This window comes from Nostoc sp. LEGE 12454 (genome assembly GCF_056620565.1).
Genome location: NZ_JBWQXL010000031.1, coordinates 1 through 18,331 on the forward strand (window position 1 = coordinate 1; position 18,331 = coordinate 18,331).

The 18,331-nt window shown below is 40.6% G+C and carries 17 protein-coding genes; 10 read left to right on the top strand and 7 right to left on the bottom strand.

Annotation, left to right across the window (positions count from 1 at the left end):
* The first annotated feature begins 166 nt into the window (after window positions 1-166).
* From AC1F2U_RS24745 to AC1F2U_RS24765, 5 genes are all read left to right on the top strand, one after another.
* Window positions 167-1,408, top strand: a complete 1,242-nt coding sequence (locus tag AC1F2U_RS24745; RefSeq protein ID WP_480263493.1) for a GAF domain-containing sensor histidine kinase — start codon at window positions 167-169, stop codon at window positions 1,406-1,408.
* 167 nt (window positions 1,409-1,575) lie between these two features.
* Window positions 1,576-2,841, top strand: coding sequence for a M16 family metallopeptidase (locus tag AC1F2U_RS24750; RefSeq protein WP_480263494.1), 1,266 nt, complete (start codon window positions 1,576-1,578; stop codon window positions 2,839-2,841).
* 87 nt (window positions 2,842-2,928) lie between these two features.
* Window positions 2,929-4,200, top strand: a complete 1,272-nt coding sequence (locus AC1F2U_RS24755; RefSeq protein WP_480263495.1) for a M16 family metallopeptidase — start codon at window positions 2,929-2,931, stop codon at window positions 4,198-4,200.
* Window positions 4,201-4,310: 110 nt separating this feature from the next.
* Window positions 4,311-5,306: a peptidoglycan-binding domain-containing protein gene (locus AC1F2U_RS24760; RefSeq protein WP_480263496.1), complete on the top strand. Its 996-nt coding sequence runs from the start codon at window positions 4,311-4,313 to the stop codon at window positions 5,304-5,306.
* A 414-nt stretch (window positions 5,307-5,720) separates the two neighbouring features.
* Entirely contained in the window at window positions 5,721-6,074 is a 354-nt protein-coding gene (locus AC1F2U_RS24765; protein ID WP_094347683.1) for a phage holin family protein, read from the top strand.
* Between the two features lie 4 nt (window positions 6,075-6,078).
* On the opposite strand, the gene AC1F2U_RS24770 is transcribed toward AC1F2U_RS24765, so the two are convergent.
* The 3 genes from AC1F2U_RS24770 to argS all read right to left on the bottom strand — a co-directional run bounded on the left by AC1F2U_RS24770 (window position 6,079) and on the right by argS (window position 9,040).
* Entirely contained in the window at window positions 6,079-6,549 is a 471-nt protein-coding gene (locus AC1F2U_RS24770) for a cobalamin biosynthesis protein (protein ID WP_480263497.1), read from the bottom strand.
* Between the two features lie 37 nt (window positions 6,550-6,586).
* On the bottom strand, window positions 6,587-7,150 hold the full coding sequence (locus tag AC1F2U_RS24775) for a Uma2 family endonuclease (protein ID WP_412979695.1): 564 nt from the start codon (window positions 7,148-7,150) through the stop codon (window positions 6,587-6,589).
* A gap of 126 nt (window positions 7,151-7,276) precedes the next feature.
* Window positions 7,277-9,040, bottom strand: coding sequence for an arginine--tRNA ligase (gene argS, locus AC1F2U_RS24780; protein WP_480263498.1), 1,764 nt, complete (start codon window positions 9,038-9,040; stop codon window positions 7,277-7,279).
* 725 nt (window positions 9,041-9,765) lie between these two features.
* Here argS and AC1F2U_RS24785 point away from each other — a divergent pair.
* A complete protein-coding gene (locus AC1F2U_RS24785) occupies window positions 9,766-10,599 on the top strand; it encodes a DUF4114 domain-containing protein (RefSeq protein ID WP_480263499.1) in 834 nt (277 codons plus the stop codon).
* A gap of 124 nt (window positions 10,600-10,723) precedes the next feature.
* Here the strand turns inward: AC1F2U_RS24785 and AC1F2U_RS24790 are convergent, their stop codons facing one another.
* Both AC1F2U_RS24790 and AC1F2U_RS24795 read right to left on the bottom strand, forming a co-directional pair.
* Window positions 10,724-11,992, bottom strand: coding sequence for a tetratricopeptide repeat protein (locus AC1F2U_RS24790; RefSeq protein WP_480263500.1), 1,269 nt, complete (start codon window positions 11,990-11,992; stop codon window positions 10,724-10,726).
* A 527-nt stretch (window positions 11,993-12,519) separates the two neighbouring features.
* Window positions 12,520-13,188, bottom strand: a complete 669-nt coding sequence (locus AC1F2U_RS24795; RefSeq protein ID WP_480263501.1) for a 2OG-Fe dioxygenase family protein — start codon at window positions 13,186-13,188, stop codon at window positions 12,520-12,522.
* Between the two features lie 239 nt (window positions 13,189-13,427).
* Here AC1F2U_RS24795 and sfsA point away from each other — a divergent pair, with 239 nt between their 5' ends.
* Complete coding sequence (gene sfsA / locus AC1F2U_RS24800) at window positions 13,428-14,153, top strand: DNA/RNA nuclease SfsA (RefSeq protein ID WP_480263541.1); 726 nt, start codon at window positions 13,428-13,430, stop codon at window positions 14,151-14,153.
* Window positions 14,154-14,345: 192 nt separating this feature from the next.
* Here sfsA and AC1F2U_RS24805 read toward each other — a convergent pair whose 3' ends face one another.
* Window positions 14,346-14,747 (bottom strand): fasciclin domain-containing protein, encoded by a 402-nt coding sequence (locus AC1F2U_RS24805; RefSeq protein ID WP_480263502.1) that lies wholly within the window; start codon window positions 14,745-14,747, stop codon window positions 14,346-14,348.
* A gap of 340 nt (window positions 14,748-15,087) precedes the next feature.
* Here AC1F2U_RS24805 and AC1F2U_RS24810 point away from each other — a divergent pair, with 340 nt between their 5' ends.
* Window positions 15,088-15,189 carry a PEP-CTERM sorting domain-containing protein gene (locus AC1F2U_RS24810; protein ID WP_480263503.1) on the top strand — a complete coding sequence of 34 codons (102 nt, stop codon included), beginning with the start codon at window positions 15,088-15,090 and terminating at the stop codon, window positions 15,187-15,189.
* Between the two features lie 50 nt (window positions 15,190-15,239).
* Here the strand turns inward: AC1F2U_RS24810 and AC1F2U_RS24815 are convergent, their stop codons facing one another.
* Window positions 15,240-15,386, bottom strand: coding sequence for a hypothetical protein (locus tag AC1F2U_RS24815; protein WP_480263504.1), 147 nt, complete (start codon window positions 15,384-15,386; stop codon window positions 15,240-15,242).
* Between the two features lie 332 nt (window positions 15,387-15,718).
* On the opposite strand from AC1F2U_RS24815, the gene AC1F2U_RS24820 reads away from it, so the two are divergent.
* Both AC1F2U_RS24820 and AC1F2U_RS24825 read left to right on the top strand, forming a co-directional pair.
* The gene (locus AC1F2U_RS24820; RefSeq protein WP_480263505.1) at window positions 15,719-15,931 is read left to right on the top strand and encodes a hypothetical protein; all 213 of its coding nucleotides are present in this window, start codon (window positions 15,719-15,721) and stop codon (window positions 15,929-15,931) included.
* Window positions 15,932-16,074: 143 nt separating this feature from the next.
* Window positions 16,075-18,201, top strand: a complete 2,127-nt coding sequence (locus AC1F2U_RS24825; protein ID WP_480263506.1) for an acylase — start codon at window positions 16,075-16,077, stop codon at window positions 18,199-18,201.
* Window positions 18,202-18,331 lie beyond the last annotated feature (130 nt).

The window sequence follows — 18,331 nt, forward strand, 5'->3', positions numbered from 1 at the left end:
CTCGCCAACGCAAACATCGCCTTCACCATGATCCAATTACCGCAATACAAGGTTTGGTCAATCAACATACAGAAATTCTCTCTGTGCTTGAGTCTCAAGCCCTAAAATACCAATTAGATAGCTAGGGCAAAAAGCTGCATTACTTGTACTTCAAAAAGACAACTTGGTGGTTGAAGCTGTAGCCACCATCAATGAAGGAGTCAGTCTGGTATCTGTACCATTGTCAACCAGCGAAGGCATTCCTGTCACACTGATGAACTATGTCAAACGCAGCTTAAAAACTGTTGTACTGGATGATGCAACAGCACAAACTGATTTTATCGCCGACTCATATTTCATGCAGCAACAACCTAAGAGTGTGTTGTGTACGCCGATGTTAAATCAAGGTAAACTCATCGGGCTGCTATATCTAGAAAATCCGCTGACAATTGGTGCATTTACAAGCGATCGCACCGAAGTTATCCAACTGCTATGCACTCAAGCCGCCATCTCTCTAGAAAATGCCCGTCTTTATCAAGAATCTCAAAATTATGCCCAAGAATTAGAGCGATCGCTGCAAGAACTTGAGCATACCCAATTACAAATGGTGCAAAATGAAAAAATGGCAACCTTGGGTAACTTGGTTGCTGGGGTGGCACATGAAATTAATAATCCGATTGGATTTCTTAAAGGCAGCCTTAACAATGCCGAAGAGTATATTCAAGACTTACTTGCCCATATCCAATGCTACCAACAACATCATCCCAATCCGGCGATCGCAGTCATTGAGCATAGCGAAGAAATTGACCTCGAATTCCTGACTGAAGACTTACCAAAGCTAGTAGACTCGATGAAGGTAGCTTCAGAAAGGATCAAAGATATTAGCATCAGTCTCCGCACCTTCTCCAGAGCCGATACAACCGAAAAAGTTGCTTGTAACCTCCATGAAGGGATTGAGAGTACCCTGTTGATTCTGAAGTATCGCCTCAAAGCTAACGAAAAACGTCCAGCGATCGAAGTTCTCACTGAATACGGAAATTTACCGCCTGTAAAGTGCTTTTTAGGACAGTTAAATCAAGTATTTATGAACATCCTCGCTAACGCCATTGATGCCTTAGATACGTCCTGTGAGGGGCTTTCTTTTGCTCAATCCCAAGCCAATCATCACCAAATACTGATTCATACCGAAGTATCCAATGAACAAAATATGGTAGTAATTCGCATCAAAGATAACGGTCAAGGGATACCAGAGGAGGTTAGAGCTAGGATCTTCGACCACCTATTTACAACGAAAGAGGTTGGGAAAGGAACAGGATTAGGACTCGCGATCGCTCGTCAAATTGTCGAAGAAACCCATAATGGGCGGTTGAGTTGCAATTCTGTGCTTGGCGAAGGAACAGAATTTGTCATTGAGATTCCAGTATTTTAAGTAATTTGCGATTTTCCTCGCAATGCATAACGCTTCTAATTTTTCGGTAATGTGGAGAACAGGAATAGCATAATTCTACTAAATCTGTATACCTTGATTCTAAATGAGGTAGCGTTCAGAGTTAAAATGACACAATTGCGTTAAATTGTGGTTAAAACTACAAAAAATTGTTAAAACAACTAACTAATACCGTATTTCCAGCCTCGGTCTTCCGACTAGAGAGTGGTTTAACTTTTATTCATCAAGAAATTCCCACTACTCCTGTAGTTGTGGCGGATGTTTGGGTGCGTGCTGGAGCCAGCTTAGAGCCAAAACCGTGGTTTGGCATGGCGCACTTTTTAGAACACATGATTTTTAAAGGTACGGCGACGCTACCCCCTGGAATGTTCGATTCCAAAGTTGAAAACCGGGGTGGCGTCAGTAATGCAGCGACAAGCTATGATTATGCTCATTATTCACTCACCACAGCTGCTCCTTATTTAAAAGATACTCTGCCCTACTTGGGAGAACTACTACTCAATGCGGCAATTCCAGAAGATGAATTTAGCCGCGAACGGGATGTAGTGCTAGAAGAAATTCGCTCTTGTCAAGACGATTCCGACTGGATAGGATTTCAAGCGCTGATTCAAAGCATCTATCCCCATCACCCTTACGGACGTTCGGTGTTGGGTACAGAGCAAGAACTGATGCAGCAATCACCAGAAGCAATGCGCTGTTTTCACCGCACTCACTATCAGCCGGAAAACATGACGGTGGTAATTGCAGGAGGTATAGCCCAGCAACCAGCTTGGGAAATGGTAAATAATTCATTTGCTGATTTTGCCGAACGCTCAAATTGTCCGCAGTTGGAGAAAGTGGCAAAGCCAGCGATCGCAGGAATTCATCGTCAAGAATTGTGTTTACCACGCATAGAGCAAGCGCGATTGTTGATGGCGTGGCTGGTACCCGGAGTAGAAGATATCCGTACTGGCTATGGTTTAGATTTCTTGTCAGTGTTATTGGCAGAAGGGCGGACTTCGCGTTTAGTGCGCGATTTGCGAGAAGATTTGCAATTGGTACAGGGAATTTGCAGTAGTTTTTCTCTACAACGAGAATCAAGTTTATTTACAATTACTGCTTGGTTAGAACCAGAAAATCTTGAGGAAGTTGAGTCTTTAATTTGCGTTCATTTGGATGATTTGCAAACTAAAGGAATTAGCGAACAAGAACTTGCTCGGACACGCAGGTTGCTATGTAACGAGTATGCGTTTTCTACCGAAACGCCAAATCAACTTACAGGGCTTTATGGATATTACAATACCATTGCCCAAGCTGAATTAGCTGTGACATATCCCCAGCAGATTCAGTCTTTTGATGCCAAAGAATTGCAAAAATTAGCTAAACAGTATCTCTCACCAGAGAATTACGCGGTTACTGTACTTAAACCGTGTTAGTCATTAGTCATTAGTCATTAACAAAAGACGAATGACAAAGGACAAATGACAAATGACAAATGACAAATGACAAAGGACAAATGATAAATGACAACCTTGCTGCAAAAATCGCCCATCCATCGCACTGTATTGAACAATGGCCTTGTCGTGCTGGTGGCGGAAAATCCAGCTGCGGACATTATTGCAGCGAGAATCTTTGTGCGTGCCGGTAGTTGTAACGAAAACCGGGAACAAGCAGGATTAGCACATTTGTTATCAGCAGTGATGACAAAGGGATGTGATGGACTTTCTAGCTTGGAAATTGCAGAAAAAGTCGAGTCTGTAGGGGCGAGTTTGAGTGCGGATGCTGGCACTGATTATTTTTTGCTATCTTTCAAGACGGTAACATCCGATTTTGGGGAAATATTAACATTGGCAGGACGGATTTTGCGATCGCCGACTTTTCCCGAAACTCAAGTGGAACTAGAACGACGTTTAGCACTCCAGGATATTCGTTCTCAAAAAGAGCAACCGTTTAATGTCGCCTTTGAACAAATGCGGCAGGTAATGTACCAAAATCATCCCTACTCCATGTCAGTGCTGGGAGATGAAACCACCATGAGCCGCTTAACTCGTGCAGATTTAGTGGAGTATCACCAAACTTATTTTCGTCCAGATAATGTAGTAATTAGTATTGCTGGTAGAGTCACACCCACAGATGCAGTAGCATTAGTGGAAGAAGTTTTTGCTGATTGGCAAGCGCCAGCCCAAGCACTGCCAATACTGAATTTACCTGAGATTAAGGTAGAACCGCAGGTAAGGCTAAAGCCAATACAGACACAACAATCAATCGTGATGCTGGGCTATTTGGGAACATCGGTGAGTTCTGTTGACTACGCCGCCTTGAAGTTATTGTGTACCTACTTGGGAAATGGGCTTTCTAGTCGCTTGTTTGTCGAATTGCGGGAAAAGCGCGGTTTAGCTTACGAAGTATCCGCCTTTTACTCCACAAGGCTATTTCCAGCGTCGTTTATAGTTTATATGGGTACAGCGCCAGAAAATACCAGCATCGCCCTAGAAGGACTGCGTACAGAAGTAGATTTGTTATGTACCACTGAAGTTTCCGAAAGCGCACTCCAAGCTGCTAAAAATAAGATCCTGGGGCAATACGCCTTGGGTAAACAAACCAACGGGCAAATTGCTCAGATATACGGTTGGTATGAAATTTTGGGCTTAGGAATTGATTTTGACACCAAGTTCCAAGAATTGATTGCAGCAGTGAGTGCCAAAGATGCGATCGCTTCAGCTTGTAAATATTTAAAAGAGCCTTACTTGTCTTTAGTTGGTCAAGAAGAAGCAATTAATCGCGCGATTGCGTAACTGAGAATGTGCCGCAACGACGCCCGTCGGAGATATTGTAAAATGCAGCAGCTGTTTTTTAGACCAAGCGGCTGTACCATTAGCATGAGAATATTCTGGGAGTGAATTCCATGCAAAGCAGCCTGACAGCAAGTATTTTGAGTTACTTAAAATTACTAGACCCAACTGTAAATCGCTGTAGAATGGAAAAACGGCAAAAAGATTGGTGGCCAAAGAGGTCTAAATCTTTATCAGCCATTAAAATACTCTTGTTTTCTGCTACGCCTCTGCTTATTACCTCAACAGCTGTAGTATCAATAGCAGCTCCACAAAAAATTGCCCAAGTAAATCCTGGAAATAGCATCAACCGTCCTAGCCTCAAAGTTGGCAGTCAAGGCGAACGTGTAGCTGAACTTCAGGCAGCTTTGAAACTTTTGGGTTTTTATTCTGGTGCAGTAGATGGTATTTATAGTGAAAATACAGCTAGTGCTGTTTCCCGATTTAAACAAGCAGCTGGCTTGAATCCAGATGGCATTGTTGATGCCAGCACTTGGCAACGACTTTTTCCTAATCAACCAGTAGCAGCATCAACCGCCCCTTCATCCCAGCCAAGATTTAACTCAGCTACAAATTTTCCTGTTCCAACCCAGGCTAGTAACCTCACCAACGTTGGAAATCCCAACCCCAACCCTCCCAGACAAGCTGTAACACAAGTTCCGACTAGACCAGAACCAAAACCTACTACCCCAAAAAAAGCTGTAACCCAAGTTACCAACAACCCTGAGCCAAGACCTGCTACTCCCAGAAAAACTACAACTTCTAGCACAAAGAAACCGCCTAAGCGTACTACATCAACTACTAGAACTCAGTCAAACACAACTACAAAACGAACTCCTGGTATTCAATACACCTCAGAAGGATTGCCAATTTTGCGTATAGGATTACGTGGTTCTGAAGTTGTTAAGTTGCAACAACAACTGAAAAAGCTTGGTTTCTTGAAAGGTGATGCCGATGGAGACTTTGGCGAGACAACCGAAGCAGCAGTGAAAGCTGCACAAAAGCGCTATGGTTTAGAACCTGACGGCGTAGTTGGTGGCTCTACTTGGGAGGTTCTTTTGCGGCGTTAGGCATAGTATGAGCATAGCCAGTATCTCCTTTGCGTGTAAGCAAAAGTTCTGAGAACCTATTTCTCCTTTGGAAATCCCCAAGTTACAGAGGTTTTTCAACTTCAATAAACCTCTGTAGGGGTTTTGCGCTTCACAGCATTTTTTATGAATTTAACTAAATCATCGTAAGTTACCCACTTAAATTGTACTCAGGTTGGTGTCGGTAGTTCACTGCGGTACATCCTGCAATACGATAAAGATATACCGATTAGAAGTATCTCTCTTTTCAGCACTGAAAAATTACATTGATTTTAGGCTGATAAAAGATGATGGCAACTTTAGGAGTCAAGCACAACAACACTCGATCGCGTTACAAATCACAACTGGCAATAGTGAAATTAATTAAACTTACTGCTAATTCCTCTAAAAAAACTTATGCAACACTTTTTATTAACTTGGCTCGGTACTGCGGTGGCGTTATTCATTACAGCTAATATCGTGCCGGGATTCTTTATCAAGAATTTTGTGACCGCCTTAATTGCTGCCTTTGTAATTGGTTTGGTTAATGCATTTATTAGACCAATTTTACAGATTTTGACGTTTCCAATTACCTTGCTTACCTTTGGTTTATTTACATTGGTGATTAACGCCTTAGCCCTTTGGCTGGCAAGTGTCCTAACTCCTGGTTCTGGTTTTGAGATTCAGGGATTTTTACCTGCTTTGTTAGGTTCAATTGTACTAGCAATTGTTTCTAGCATCATTAACTATTTTTTGAGAGTTGTTGACTAGAAAATTAAGGAACTTTTGTAATACTAATAATATTTAAAGCTTGGGCAACAGCAAGAGTTACCGCTCCTGGTTGCCCTTGTATTTGGAAAATTTGTTTAGGAACTAAAAACTTCACTCGCAATTCTTCTATGTTTGTAAAGGGGAAAACATTCAAAGATGTGAGTTGAGAGGCTGCAAGAATAGCAGCTGCCTCTGCTACGCTAGGTGTACCGACTTTATCGTTGGTAATTGTGGCAGGATTGGGGACACAGACAGAGCAAAGTATTTCCGCAGAAAAGGTTTTTAGGGGCAAATTGCGGAGGCGACAAAGTTTGACTAAGGCAACTTCCGAAGCTTTAGTATCAATGGTAGCAATACCTGCGATCGCACTTGGAAAAAGTTGATTTTCTCGAAAGACTTGCTCAATCGCCCCATCAATCAACTGCCATGATGTTCCCCGTTTACAACCGATTCCTACCCATAAAACCTGTTGCACTTGGTGTATTTCCTTACTCAATTCGTCAAAATTTGGTTTACTCCAACAGCCAACCAAATAAATCTCCTACTGTCAGCCTCAACTCACTTGCAAAATCTGGCACAGGGAGTAAAGCTTCTAGTTCATCCAACATGACTGGCTGTTGATTCCGGATGTACACAAATACCGTTTGTTCTTCTGGATCGATCAGCCAACCCATTTGTGTTTCATAATTCAAGCAATGCAGGATATTTTTTGTAACTTTCGTTTGCCTTTGGTCAGGCGATAGAATCTCAATAGTCCAATCAGGAGCTGCTTGGAATACGTTGGCAACTTCACCATTTTCATCACGAGGAATTCTTTGCCAAGTAAACACAGAAATATCTGGAACTATTGACCTTCCACCAAAAGTACACCGCAGTTCTGGAAAAGCACGAGCAATTCGCTTGGGCTTGACCGTTAAGTTAACAGTGCTAACCATTTCACCTTGAATTATACTGTGCTTTCCCTGTGGCATAGGTTTTTGAATAATTTGACCATCGATGTATTCACTAGCGGGCTTCGTTTCTGGTAGCATTAGAAACTCTGCCAAAGTTATGTTTTTTGATGGTGTCCGTACCATAAGCGATCGCCTCCAGTCCAGCAATTCTAATTAAAAAACCGCAAAGTACACAAAGAAAAAATCAGCTTCACTCTTACTCTGCGTACCTTTGCATTACCTTAGCGTACCTTTGCGTTAAAAAAAATATTACATCCTCTCCAATACCTGAATTCCCAACAAAGATAATCCCAGCTTCAGAGTTCTAGCAGTCAAATCACATAAAACTAAACGGGATGTGCGCTGCGGTTCTTCCGCCTCTAACACCTTAACTCCCTGATTGCGATCGTAAAACTGATTAAACTTTTTACTCAGTTCATACAAATACTCACATAAACGATTGGGCAGCAAGTCTTGCTCTACACTACTAATAACTTCATCCAGTTGAAGTAAATATTTTGCTAGCGCTAATTCTGTTTCATGCTCCAACAAAACAGCATTATTTCCCAACTCTTTAAAGTTAATATCACCCTTGCGGCTAATCCCCTGAATCCGCGCATAAGCGTACAGCATATAGGGCGCAGTATTACCTTTAAAATCCAGCATTTTGTCATAGCTGAAGATATAGTTACTAGTGCGATTTTGGCTTAAGTCTGCATACTTAACTGCGCTGATTCCAACTACCCTAGCAACTTCATTAATAAATTCTTCACTTTCTTGGCGTTCTTCTTCTTGTAATCTAGTTTTTAAGTCAGCATGGGCACGAGAAACAGCTTCATCTAATAAATCCCGCAACCGCACAGTATCCCCAGAACGGGTTTTGAATTTCTTACCATCTTCTCCTAACACCAACCCAAAGGGAACATGGACTAATTCCACATCGTCAGGAATCCATCTGGCTTTGCGTGCAACTTGAAAAAATTGGGCAAAGTGGTTTCCTTGTCCAGCATCTGTTACATAAATTATCCGCTTTGCTTCATCCTTCTGAATCCGATAACGGAGAGATGCTAAATCTGTTGTGGCATAGTTATAACCACCATCTGATTTCTGCACAATTAAAGGTAAGGGTTCACCTTCTCTATTTGTAAACCCTTCTAAGAAAACACATTTTGCCCCTTGGTTTTCTACCAGTAATCCAGATTTTTCTAAATCTTGCACAACACTTGGTAGTAAGGGATTGTAGAAAGATTCGCCTCGTTCAGTTAACTTGATATCCAGCAACTCATAAATTATTTGAAACTCCTGCCGCGACTGTTCGCACAGTAATCTCCAAGCATGGAGTGTATCTTCTGCACCTGCTTGTAATCTGACGACTTCTTGGCGTGCTGTTTCTTGAAAAATTTCATCTGTGTCAAACCGCAGTTTGGCTTTGCGATAAAAAGAGACTAAATCACCAATATCTAAAGCATTAGCGGTGGTAAGCGCGTCTGGGTAAACTTCCCGCAGATAGGCGATTAACATCCCAAACTGCGTACCCCAATCACCTACATGATTCAACCGCAGTACATCATGTCCAAGAAATTCTAAAATCCGGGCGATAGAATCACCAATAATCGTCGAACGCAAGTGTCCGACGTGCATTTCTTTGGCAATATTCGGACTGGAAAAATCCACAATTTCCCGCTTCGGCGTTTTCGCAGCTGGAACTCCTAGTCGGGAATCGGCTTGAATCGCGTTTAGTTGTCCTTCTAAGTATGCTGTTTTCAGTTTCAGATTGATAAATCCTGGCCCAGCGATTTCTGGTGGTTCGCAGATTTCGGATACATCTAGTTTCAGGGCGATCGCAGCTGCGATCGCTCTTGGTTGCAATCCTAACTTTTTACTCAGGGATAAAGCCACATTCGCCTGATAATCGCCAAATTTAGGATTGCTAGCAGGAACCAAAATTGGATCTACTCCAGCGAAGTCAGCGCCAAAAGCCGCGATTAAAGCCTGCTCTAAGAGAGCTTTTAGTTTTTCTTGTGTAGCGTTCATATATAGATTTTATTTGTGAAAGGGGGAATGTAGCTCTGGAAAAGCTTGATTATTTTAACCTTAAAGATATTCATCAAGTCTAAGCAAAGACTGTGATTTTAAGGTATAACCCCCTTAAATTGTCTTCCATCCTCGGCATAACTTCTAGATTCTGACGACACCGAAGTCGATTTTGACAGACTACTAGTTAATCAAGCCAACTAAAGCGTAGTACGTAGTAAACACTTTAGCGCTTAAAACAAAGACTAAACTTATTTACCCAAGTTTCATTGATTTGATAGATTACTACGTTTCCCAACGTAAGTACGGAGATCATCTCTATTTGTATAGCAGCGTATTAACTGAGCCAAGGCTTCGTTGATACGGATGACGGCACACGATTACTTATTTATCTCATTTAAATGAAAATTCTTATAGATTAAGCTTTTAGCATTTCACTATAGAAATTGCATATCTGATTTTCATAAAAAGTATATATTATTCATCAAGCTTTAATTATATATAATTTTAATTACTAAGTGCTAATAACAGTGTAATACCAGATTAAAAATATCTTTTTTCCGTAAAAACACTTTAGATAAAGCGCTATTTAAATATACTAGCAAAAGTAAATAGACAGATTGACGTTGCAGAAGTATAGCTGTTAGAAGTAAGACACAACTGAAGAGAGATAGCTGCTCAAAAAGCATTATCTAAATTGTCTTTCCTACTTAATGGCTCATAATATGAAACCTAATTTATTCACTGCCTTGATTGCCGCTACAGCTACATTAACCGGATTAGTTTCCAAAGTAGAAACTGCATCTGCTGCTGATTTTAATTGGAATAGTTCATGGACTCAACCAACTGTATATAATAAGTCTCAAACTGGTTTTAACGACGCTCCTTTTCAACAATTTGTCCAAGCAGAAAGTGCTGCCCTTCCAAACAGCGGACAATTTAAATTAGACCCCAGTAAATTAAACCTCAAATACGACCACGATGTTTCTGTTTACTTTATTAATGAGGGTGCAGGTTATAGAAACCAGTTAGCCTTTGAAGCTACAGGAACTACTAACAAGTCTGGGCTGCTTTTTAATGATATTTCTTGTGAAGGGACTGGATGTGTTGGCGGCTGGGGCGGTAACGCACTAAAACTAGGTGATGGGGTTAAAGTTGGTAATGTTACCGCAGGTACTCAACTAGATTTATGGTTGAGAGCTGATGGTTTGAACCGTGGTACCTCTGCCAATATCTTTGGTACTGACACTGCCTCTAACGCTGATGGACTACAGCACGCAGTTGCTTATGCTTACAACAACTACATCCTCCTAGCATTTGAGGATTTATACGGGGATTTATACGCTTCAGGGGTAGATTCTGCAACTGGTAAGTGGAATGAAAGTTCCGATCGCGACTTTAATGATGTTGTCGTCGTTCTTGATATCGGCGAGGCAAATGTTAAAGCGTTAATTGGTGCTACCGTTCCTGAACCATCTGTTACTCTATCAATGTTTGCGGTGGGAGCAGTTAGTATGTTTGGATTGCGCCGTCGCCGTCAAAGTCGCACTTCTAACTAAACTTTAAAACGATGCTAAATATAAGGTGCATTTAGTTTAATTACAAAATAACAAGCGCTCGATCGCATTTTCACCCGTATAAATAATGTACGGGTGATTTTACGTTTGTAGTGGCATTTATATTTTATCTATTGCGATCGCGTTCTAAATCATCAATCACTTTTTGCAAATACCACTCGTCTGACATCCCAGGATGATAATCTTTGTTTTGCTGAATCAATCGTTCGGCAATTTCCCAGTATCCCCCAACCATGCGTAAAAGTCGCTGACGTAGCAAGTGATATTTTTGCTTTTTTGACTCTGGACTAAATTTCTGAATTTTTTCTAGGCTATTTAAGACTTGTTGATAATTTTCCCAGTCTTCTTGTTCGCAAAAGATACTTCCCGCCCGTTGATAATCTTCCACGGCGTTTTGTATTTCTTCTAAGCAAGTATAGGCAATGCCGCGATTGTAGTAAGCTTGAGCCTCATCAGAATTGATTTGCAACGCTTGGGTGTAATCTTGAATTGCACCGAGATAATTGCCCATTGCCCGATAGACATTACCTCTGGCAATATAAACTAAGACATCTTCGGGTTGCATCTGGACTGCTTGGTTGAGATCCGCGATCGCCCCTTGATGATCTCCCAAGACAGAACGGGCTTTACCTCGGTTGCGGTAGACAATGGCATCTTGAAAATTTAGTCGTAATGCTTGATTAAAATCTGCGATCGCTTCTCGATAATTTCCCATTTTACAACGCACAACCCCACGACAGCAGTAAGCTTGGGCATCTTGCGGATCGGCTTTTAATACCCAGTTTAAATCGGCGAGTGCCTCTTGAGTATCTCCCTTTTCGGCTTTTTCTAATAATTGCGTGAAATAATCATTGGTAGATAAAATTGGCTTATTAGTGGAACGCGATTCCTCAAGGACAGGTAATTCTTTAGGTTGTAGCTGTTTAATTCGTTCCAAAGACAAACGACAATTCTCTTTATCTTGTTGCTCTAGATATAACCCAGCAGCTTTTTTAAAGTTAGCGATCGCATCTTGAATATAACCCTGTTTGCGCCGCACCATTCCCCGCAGATTATAAGCAGCAGCATAATTGAGATTGAGACGAATTGCGCGTTCAACATCATCTAGCGCCCCCGGTAAATTTTTCAGCGCTACCCTAGCCAATCCTCGACAATAATATGCCTCTACACTCTCAGGATTCAGCTTCAGGGCTTCGGTATAATCTGAAACAGCTTTCAGAATTGCACCTGAGTCATAATGTGCTAAACCCCGTTGCAAATAAGCTTCGCTAAAGTAAGGTGTCAGTTCTAAAGTATGGTTAAATTCCTCAATTGCTCCCGCATAATCTTTTCGCCTAGCTTTTTCCAATCCCCTATTGTAGAATTCGTCATTCATGGCATTTGTTTGGTTGATTCAGTTCATTGAATTCCAGCAGGCTTGTTTATAGCCTAACCTATGCACTCACCTTCATATTTTAAGTATATTTCATTGTTTTTGTGAAATAAAACCAACACACGACTCTAAGTTTTGATAAATGGAATATTGTACACATCCAGATTTTAGAGTTCAGTTTAGTAAAAATATCGCTAATCCAATTTATGATTTTATTTAACACTTTGTGGCTATGTCTTTTATAAAGTTAAGATTCCAGTTGATATAACGATAGTAAAATTACAAATTGATTAATTGATATGGGAACTTTAGCCATCAATTTGAAAAACTATTATCAGCTAGATTATGTCCAATATTCCATAAAAAATTGGGGAAATGACTACATTCAATTCCCCATATTTCATAGATTGTAAAATATTTACGGTTAAATAGAATTCAGAATTTAAGAAAAAGCAGAAAAATTGTGGAATCACTATACTAATAATACTGAATTTCTTCTGCTTTTGGAGTGCTGAATTCTCGCACTAAAATTATTCTGAAAGCAAGCTGGGAGAAGTCAGAACAAAAACATCCCAATTTCCTTGAGCCTCAGTTTGTGGTTTTATCGGATTGGCATAGTGGAAAAACTCATGGTCATTAACCAGTAGGAGTTCTCCCGGATTTAGAATTTTGCTAAATACAGGCTTTTCTTTTTTGGCAGTATACAGATGTGTTTCTCCACCTTGAATATTCTCTCTATCTACTGAGAATATGCCAATAAAATCAGTACCATCTTGATGGATACCTTCAGGTGCTGGATTACCAAAATTCTCTGGAGAACAACTAATTCTAATTTGATGAACTCCGATTTCAGCTTCAGGATGAAGTTTACAAGAATCACTAAATGCCAAAACAAGATTTTTGAAAATATCAAGTTCTATGAGTGCATCATCTAATTCTGCAAACTCTCTTTTAATGTCACCCGCTAATCGATTATATTCTTTACTTTGCAAGAAGACACCATGAGGTAATTTGATTAACTGATTTCCAGAGACTGTGAACCGAGATAATCTTCTGGAACGATAATTGCTTTTGATATAAGGGTCAAGAGGCATATTATTAAAAAATGCCTTAAAACCTTCTAGACTGATGGAATTTACCTTTCTAAGAGTAAACAGAAAAGCGTATTCTAATTCCGTTGCTGTCCACACTTTTTGCATAGGATTTACCTCCTTGCACGTTGAAATTTTCCCAGATTTTTATGGGAGGCTGGTAATACTTAGTATATGCTACTTTTTATTACTATGTTGTCAATTTAACTACAAAAATTGACAATCCATGATATATAAAGTTACTCAAATTCTGTTGCAGGGCGGAGTAGCTGCTGAAAAGATTTGCAGATATGGGTTCGGTGGGCAAAGAATCGACGTATATTTACAAACAGCAACAAGGTTCCATAATGATAGATTGGCTTTACTGTTACCCGCCTTTGTATCCCGGTATTTTACTCAAGCGTTACAAGCGGTTTTTTGCTGACGTTCAACTTACTTCTGGCGAAATAGTCACAGCACACTGTCCTAATACAGGGCCAATGATTGGAGTATCGACACCTCTAAGTGCGGTACAGCTTTCCAAAAGCGATAATCTTAACCGTAAATTGGCTTACACTTTAGAACTAATTCAGGTACATGACAATGAGCCGACTTGGGTAGGCATAAATACTTTTTTGCCCAATCGGGTGGTAAAGCTAGCTTTGGCGAAATACCTTTTCCCGGAATTGGGCAACTACAGCCAAATCAAGGGCGAGGTGGTTTATGGCTTAGATAAAAAAAGTCGAGTGGATTTTTTCTTGACGGGAAGTGATGAGGAACGTCCGATTTATTTAGAAGTGAAAAATACAACTTTGTCTGAAGGGAGATTAGCTTTATTTCCTGACACGGAGACTACAAGAGGACAAAAGCACTTGCGAGAACTGATGGCGCTGTTACCTTTGACTCGTGCGGTGATGCTTTACTTTATCAATCGGGGTGATTGTATCGACTTCTCCCCTGGCGATCGCACAGATCCTATATATGGTAAATTATTGCGGGATGCGATCGCTCTCGGTTTAGAAGTTTTACCTTGCCGTTTTGACATTTCCCCCGAAGGTATCCGTTATTTGGGTTTAGCAAAACTAAAAATTTGATTACAGCTAATTAAGAGAAGCTAGCAATTGCAACGTTTATACACGCATAAAACAATAAATCCATCTAGACAGAATCTAGATGGATTTGTTGGTAGTTGATGTTTACTAAAAAACATTCAACCAGATTGTAATGAAGAAACGACTATAGGTAGTCGCCACCCCAGAAATAGCGTTCGCTATTCTGACGTTTGCTTATGCAGGAATCAAAACTGTGTCAATGACGTGGATAACACCGTTATCAGCAGCAACGTCTGCTGTTGCAACTGTTGCATCATTGATCTTAACGCCATTAGAAGCGTCAATTTTTACATCTGAACCTTCAACTGTTTTAGCTGTCTTCAGCTTAACTACATCAGCAGCCAGTACCTTGCCTGAGACAACATGATAGGTCAAGATTTTCTTGAGCTTTGCAGTATCTTTCAGTAATGCGTCTACTGTACCTGCTGGAAGCTTGTTAAAAGCTTCATCAGTAGGTGCAAAGACGGTAAATGGCCCAGCCCCTTTCAGTGTATCTACCAAACCAGCCGCTTCGATTGCTGCAACTAGTGTCTTGAAAGAACCATTGTTAGTAGCAGTTTCAATTATGTTGGCCATGTGTTTTACCTAGTTCTGTGTAACTTGTTACAAATCTAAACTATTTGCTTAATAAAATCTATCTATCATTAGGCGTATGTCAAATCATTTTTGTTATTGATATCATAAAAATTTATATATATATTTTTATACAAGTAAAGAATTATACGTACATCGTCCAGGTGGATAAGTTATGGGCACTGCTGGATGCGTAGTTTACCGCCGCAGGCATCGCTCTTGTTTACACAGTGATAGAGGCGATGGGGCGATCGCATACCAATAAAGTTAGTTAAATAGATGATTAAAAATATTTAGTTGGTATAAATCAAGCTTTAAATATTTAAGATCGATACAAAAAAATGTGAGTGTAAAACCTGTACCTGAGCCATCAACTATTAGAGGAATAGTTGTTACTGCTGGTTTATTGGGAATATGGCTGAAGAAAAAGAAAGCAATTAGCTAGAAAGAACAGCCCTTTTTTTACCTTTTGGAAAAGAACAGATCGTAAATCCCTCAAACTACTGTGCGGTAGTTATGAGGGATTTGGTCATCTTCTACTAAAACGGCGATCGCTCTACTATATTGACGATCTAACTCTCGATCATTTAGAGTCGCTGCTTGTGTTTTACATCGATTGATACTATTGCTATTAATTTGCAATTATTCTTATGACTTTAAAGCAACTTAGCCAAGATAGTAAGTAATTTTTAATTAAAAACTATTATTATCTTTTACTCAAAACAATATACTAAAAATATATCAAAAGATAGATGACAAAACTCAATTTGAGTTAAATAACTTAGTTGCTGCTGTGCCAGTACCTTAAAAAGACTTATATATAAGGATTTATCGCACAACATTAGTCAGATTTATAAAATTCAGAAGTTTTGATAAATGCTTGCTCAGGTGTAGCCTTTATGATAATGTCTCCTAATAGTACTAGAGTTAGATGCAAATTAGTCGCAGATAGCTTTTGAGAATTTCTAGAACTAGTGTCAAGCATTATTGATAATAAAAAATCGCTGGTCTATTCGGCATCTGTGGGATTGATGCTACTTCAAAAGCATTATTACCACGCTAGTAGTATGGAATTTTATCAACGTTCCCAACTCTTGGAGACGCACTCGCGTTCGGTCACAGCTAGAGGACTGTTGCAACATTCCCAACTGAGTCTCCTGCCTCCTGCCCTCTGCCTTTCTGGATAAACAAAGGTGCTGGGATGCCACTGTGATACGTTCTATGTTCTTTATGTATGTTGCTAGTGGGTGTGGATTTAATGTCCGTTTGTTACGGAATATAGACGAAAGTCACTAAATTTTTCCAGTCAAATTAATTTAATCGAACCATCATGTTGAATATTGGAATTTATTTGTGGCAATTCGATCGGTCAATACTGAAAAGAAAATTTTCTAGATTTTTAGCTTTTATCCTCAGTGCCATTTTAGTTGTAATTTTGGCAAATAACAGTTTTGCGACTGCACCCAAAACTACAGAGATATTATGGGATACTTACGGCATACCGCATATATATGGTAAAGATACTCCAAGCGCTTTCCAGGCATTTGGTTGGGCACAAATGCAGAGTCACGCTAACTTGCTGTTGCGCCTCTATGGTCAAGCTAGGGGAAAAGCAGCCGAATACTGGGGAGAAGAGTATTTAGAATCTGATAAATGGGTACTGACGATGGGAGTATCCGCTCGTGCTAATTCTTGGTATCGGGCACAAAGTCCAGCTTTTCGTAGTTATATAAATGCTTTTGCCAGCGGGATAAATACTTATGCCAAAGCCCATCCCGATTTAATTGACGAGCAAGTAAAAATAGTATTACCTGTAAAACCAGAAGATGTGTTGGCGCATTTGCAAAGAGTGCTGTATTTTACTTTTGTCGTCAACCAAGAACAGGTAGCAGATATGACTCATACTCAATCGGAAGCTGGTTCTAACGGTTGGGCGATCGCACCTAAACATTCTGCCAGTGGTAAGGCGATGTTGCTGGCAAATCCCCACTTGTTATGGTCGGATTTATTTGTCTGGTACGAAGCACAAATTACTGCCCCAAGAATGAATGCTTCTGGAGCAGCGCTGGTGGGAATTCCAGTTTTAGCGATCGCTTTTAACGATTATTTGGGTTGGACTCATACCGTCAATACTCATGATGGTTGGGATGTATACAAGTTGAAATTGGCTGATGATGGTTATCTTTTTGATGGCAAAGTCCGTCCTTTTACGACATCAAAGTTTTTGTTAAAAGTTAAGCAAAAAAATGGCTCGTTAGTCGAACAACCATTATTAGTCAAAAGTTCCGTCCACGGTGCAGTCGTTCAAGAAAAAGATGGGTTTGCTGTGGCACTGCGGGTTGTCGGTGCAGACCGTCCCGGTGTGTTGGAACAGTGGTGGGATATGGCGCGTTCCCAAAACTTAACCCAATTTCAAAAGGTATTGAAACGCTTGCAACTACCAATGTTTACCGTCATGTATGCAGACCGAGAAGGACATATCATGCACTTATTCAACGGTCTGGTGCCGATTCGTCAACAGGGAGACTTTCAATACTGGGAAGGTTTAATTCCTGGCGACACATCTAAGACTTTGTGGACAAAAATGCACCCATACAAAGATTTACCGCGTGTAATTGACCCGCCTAGCGGTTGGTTGCAAAATGCTAATGATGCACCTTGGACAACTACTTTCCCCCCTGTCATCAAAGCAGATGATTATCCTGCTTATATGGCTCCACGAGGAGAGATGTCTTTCCGGGCACAAAGTTCTGCAAAAATGCTGGCTGAAGATCCAAAAATCTCTTTTGAGAAAATGATTGAGTACAAACATTCCACCAAAATGGAACTTGCAGAACGCATCCTCGATGATTTAATTCCCGCAGCTCAAAAATATGGCGATGAATTAGCCCGTCGTGCTGCTGATATTTTAGCTGCTTGGAATCGGAATGCTAATGCTGATAGTCGAGGCACGGTATTGTTTTCTTTTTGGTGGCAAGAAATGGATAAAAACCAAACCTTCAGTATTCCTTGGAGTGAGAACTCGCCGCGCACCACACCCGATGGTTTAAAAAACCCAGAGAGTGCGGCGAAAGCGCTACAAATAGCAGCAACAAAAGTCGAAAAAGCTTATGGAAAGCTAGATGTTGCTTGGGGTGAAGTCTTCCGAGTGCATAGCGGAAACTTACATTTACCTGCCAATGGTGGCGATGGGGATCTAGGAATATTCCGCGTCCTCAATTTTGCTCCAGATAAAGATGAACGCTTTCAAGCTGTCGCTGGTGATAGTTATGTTGCAACCATTGAGTTTTCACAGCCAGTAAAAGCAATGGCTCTCATCAGCTACGGTAACGCTACTCAACCCGGTTCGCCCCACATTACCGACCAACTACCACTGTTTACTCGCAAGCAATTGCGTTCTGTTTGGCGAACTCGTACAGAAGTACTAGCACATTTGGAGGAACGCAAAACTTTTTGAGAGCTGCGCTAACCATGAGTTATGCATCAAAAGCCTGCCTGTATAGTTTGAAGATTGTTCTTTTGATAACGCTTGTTAGTATTTCTTGACCAGCGTTGTCAGAAAACAAACAACTGAATAATGATGAACC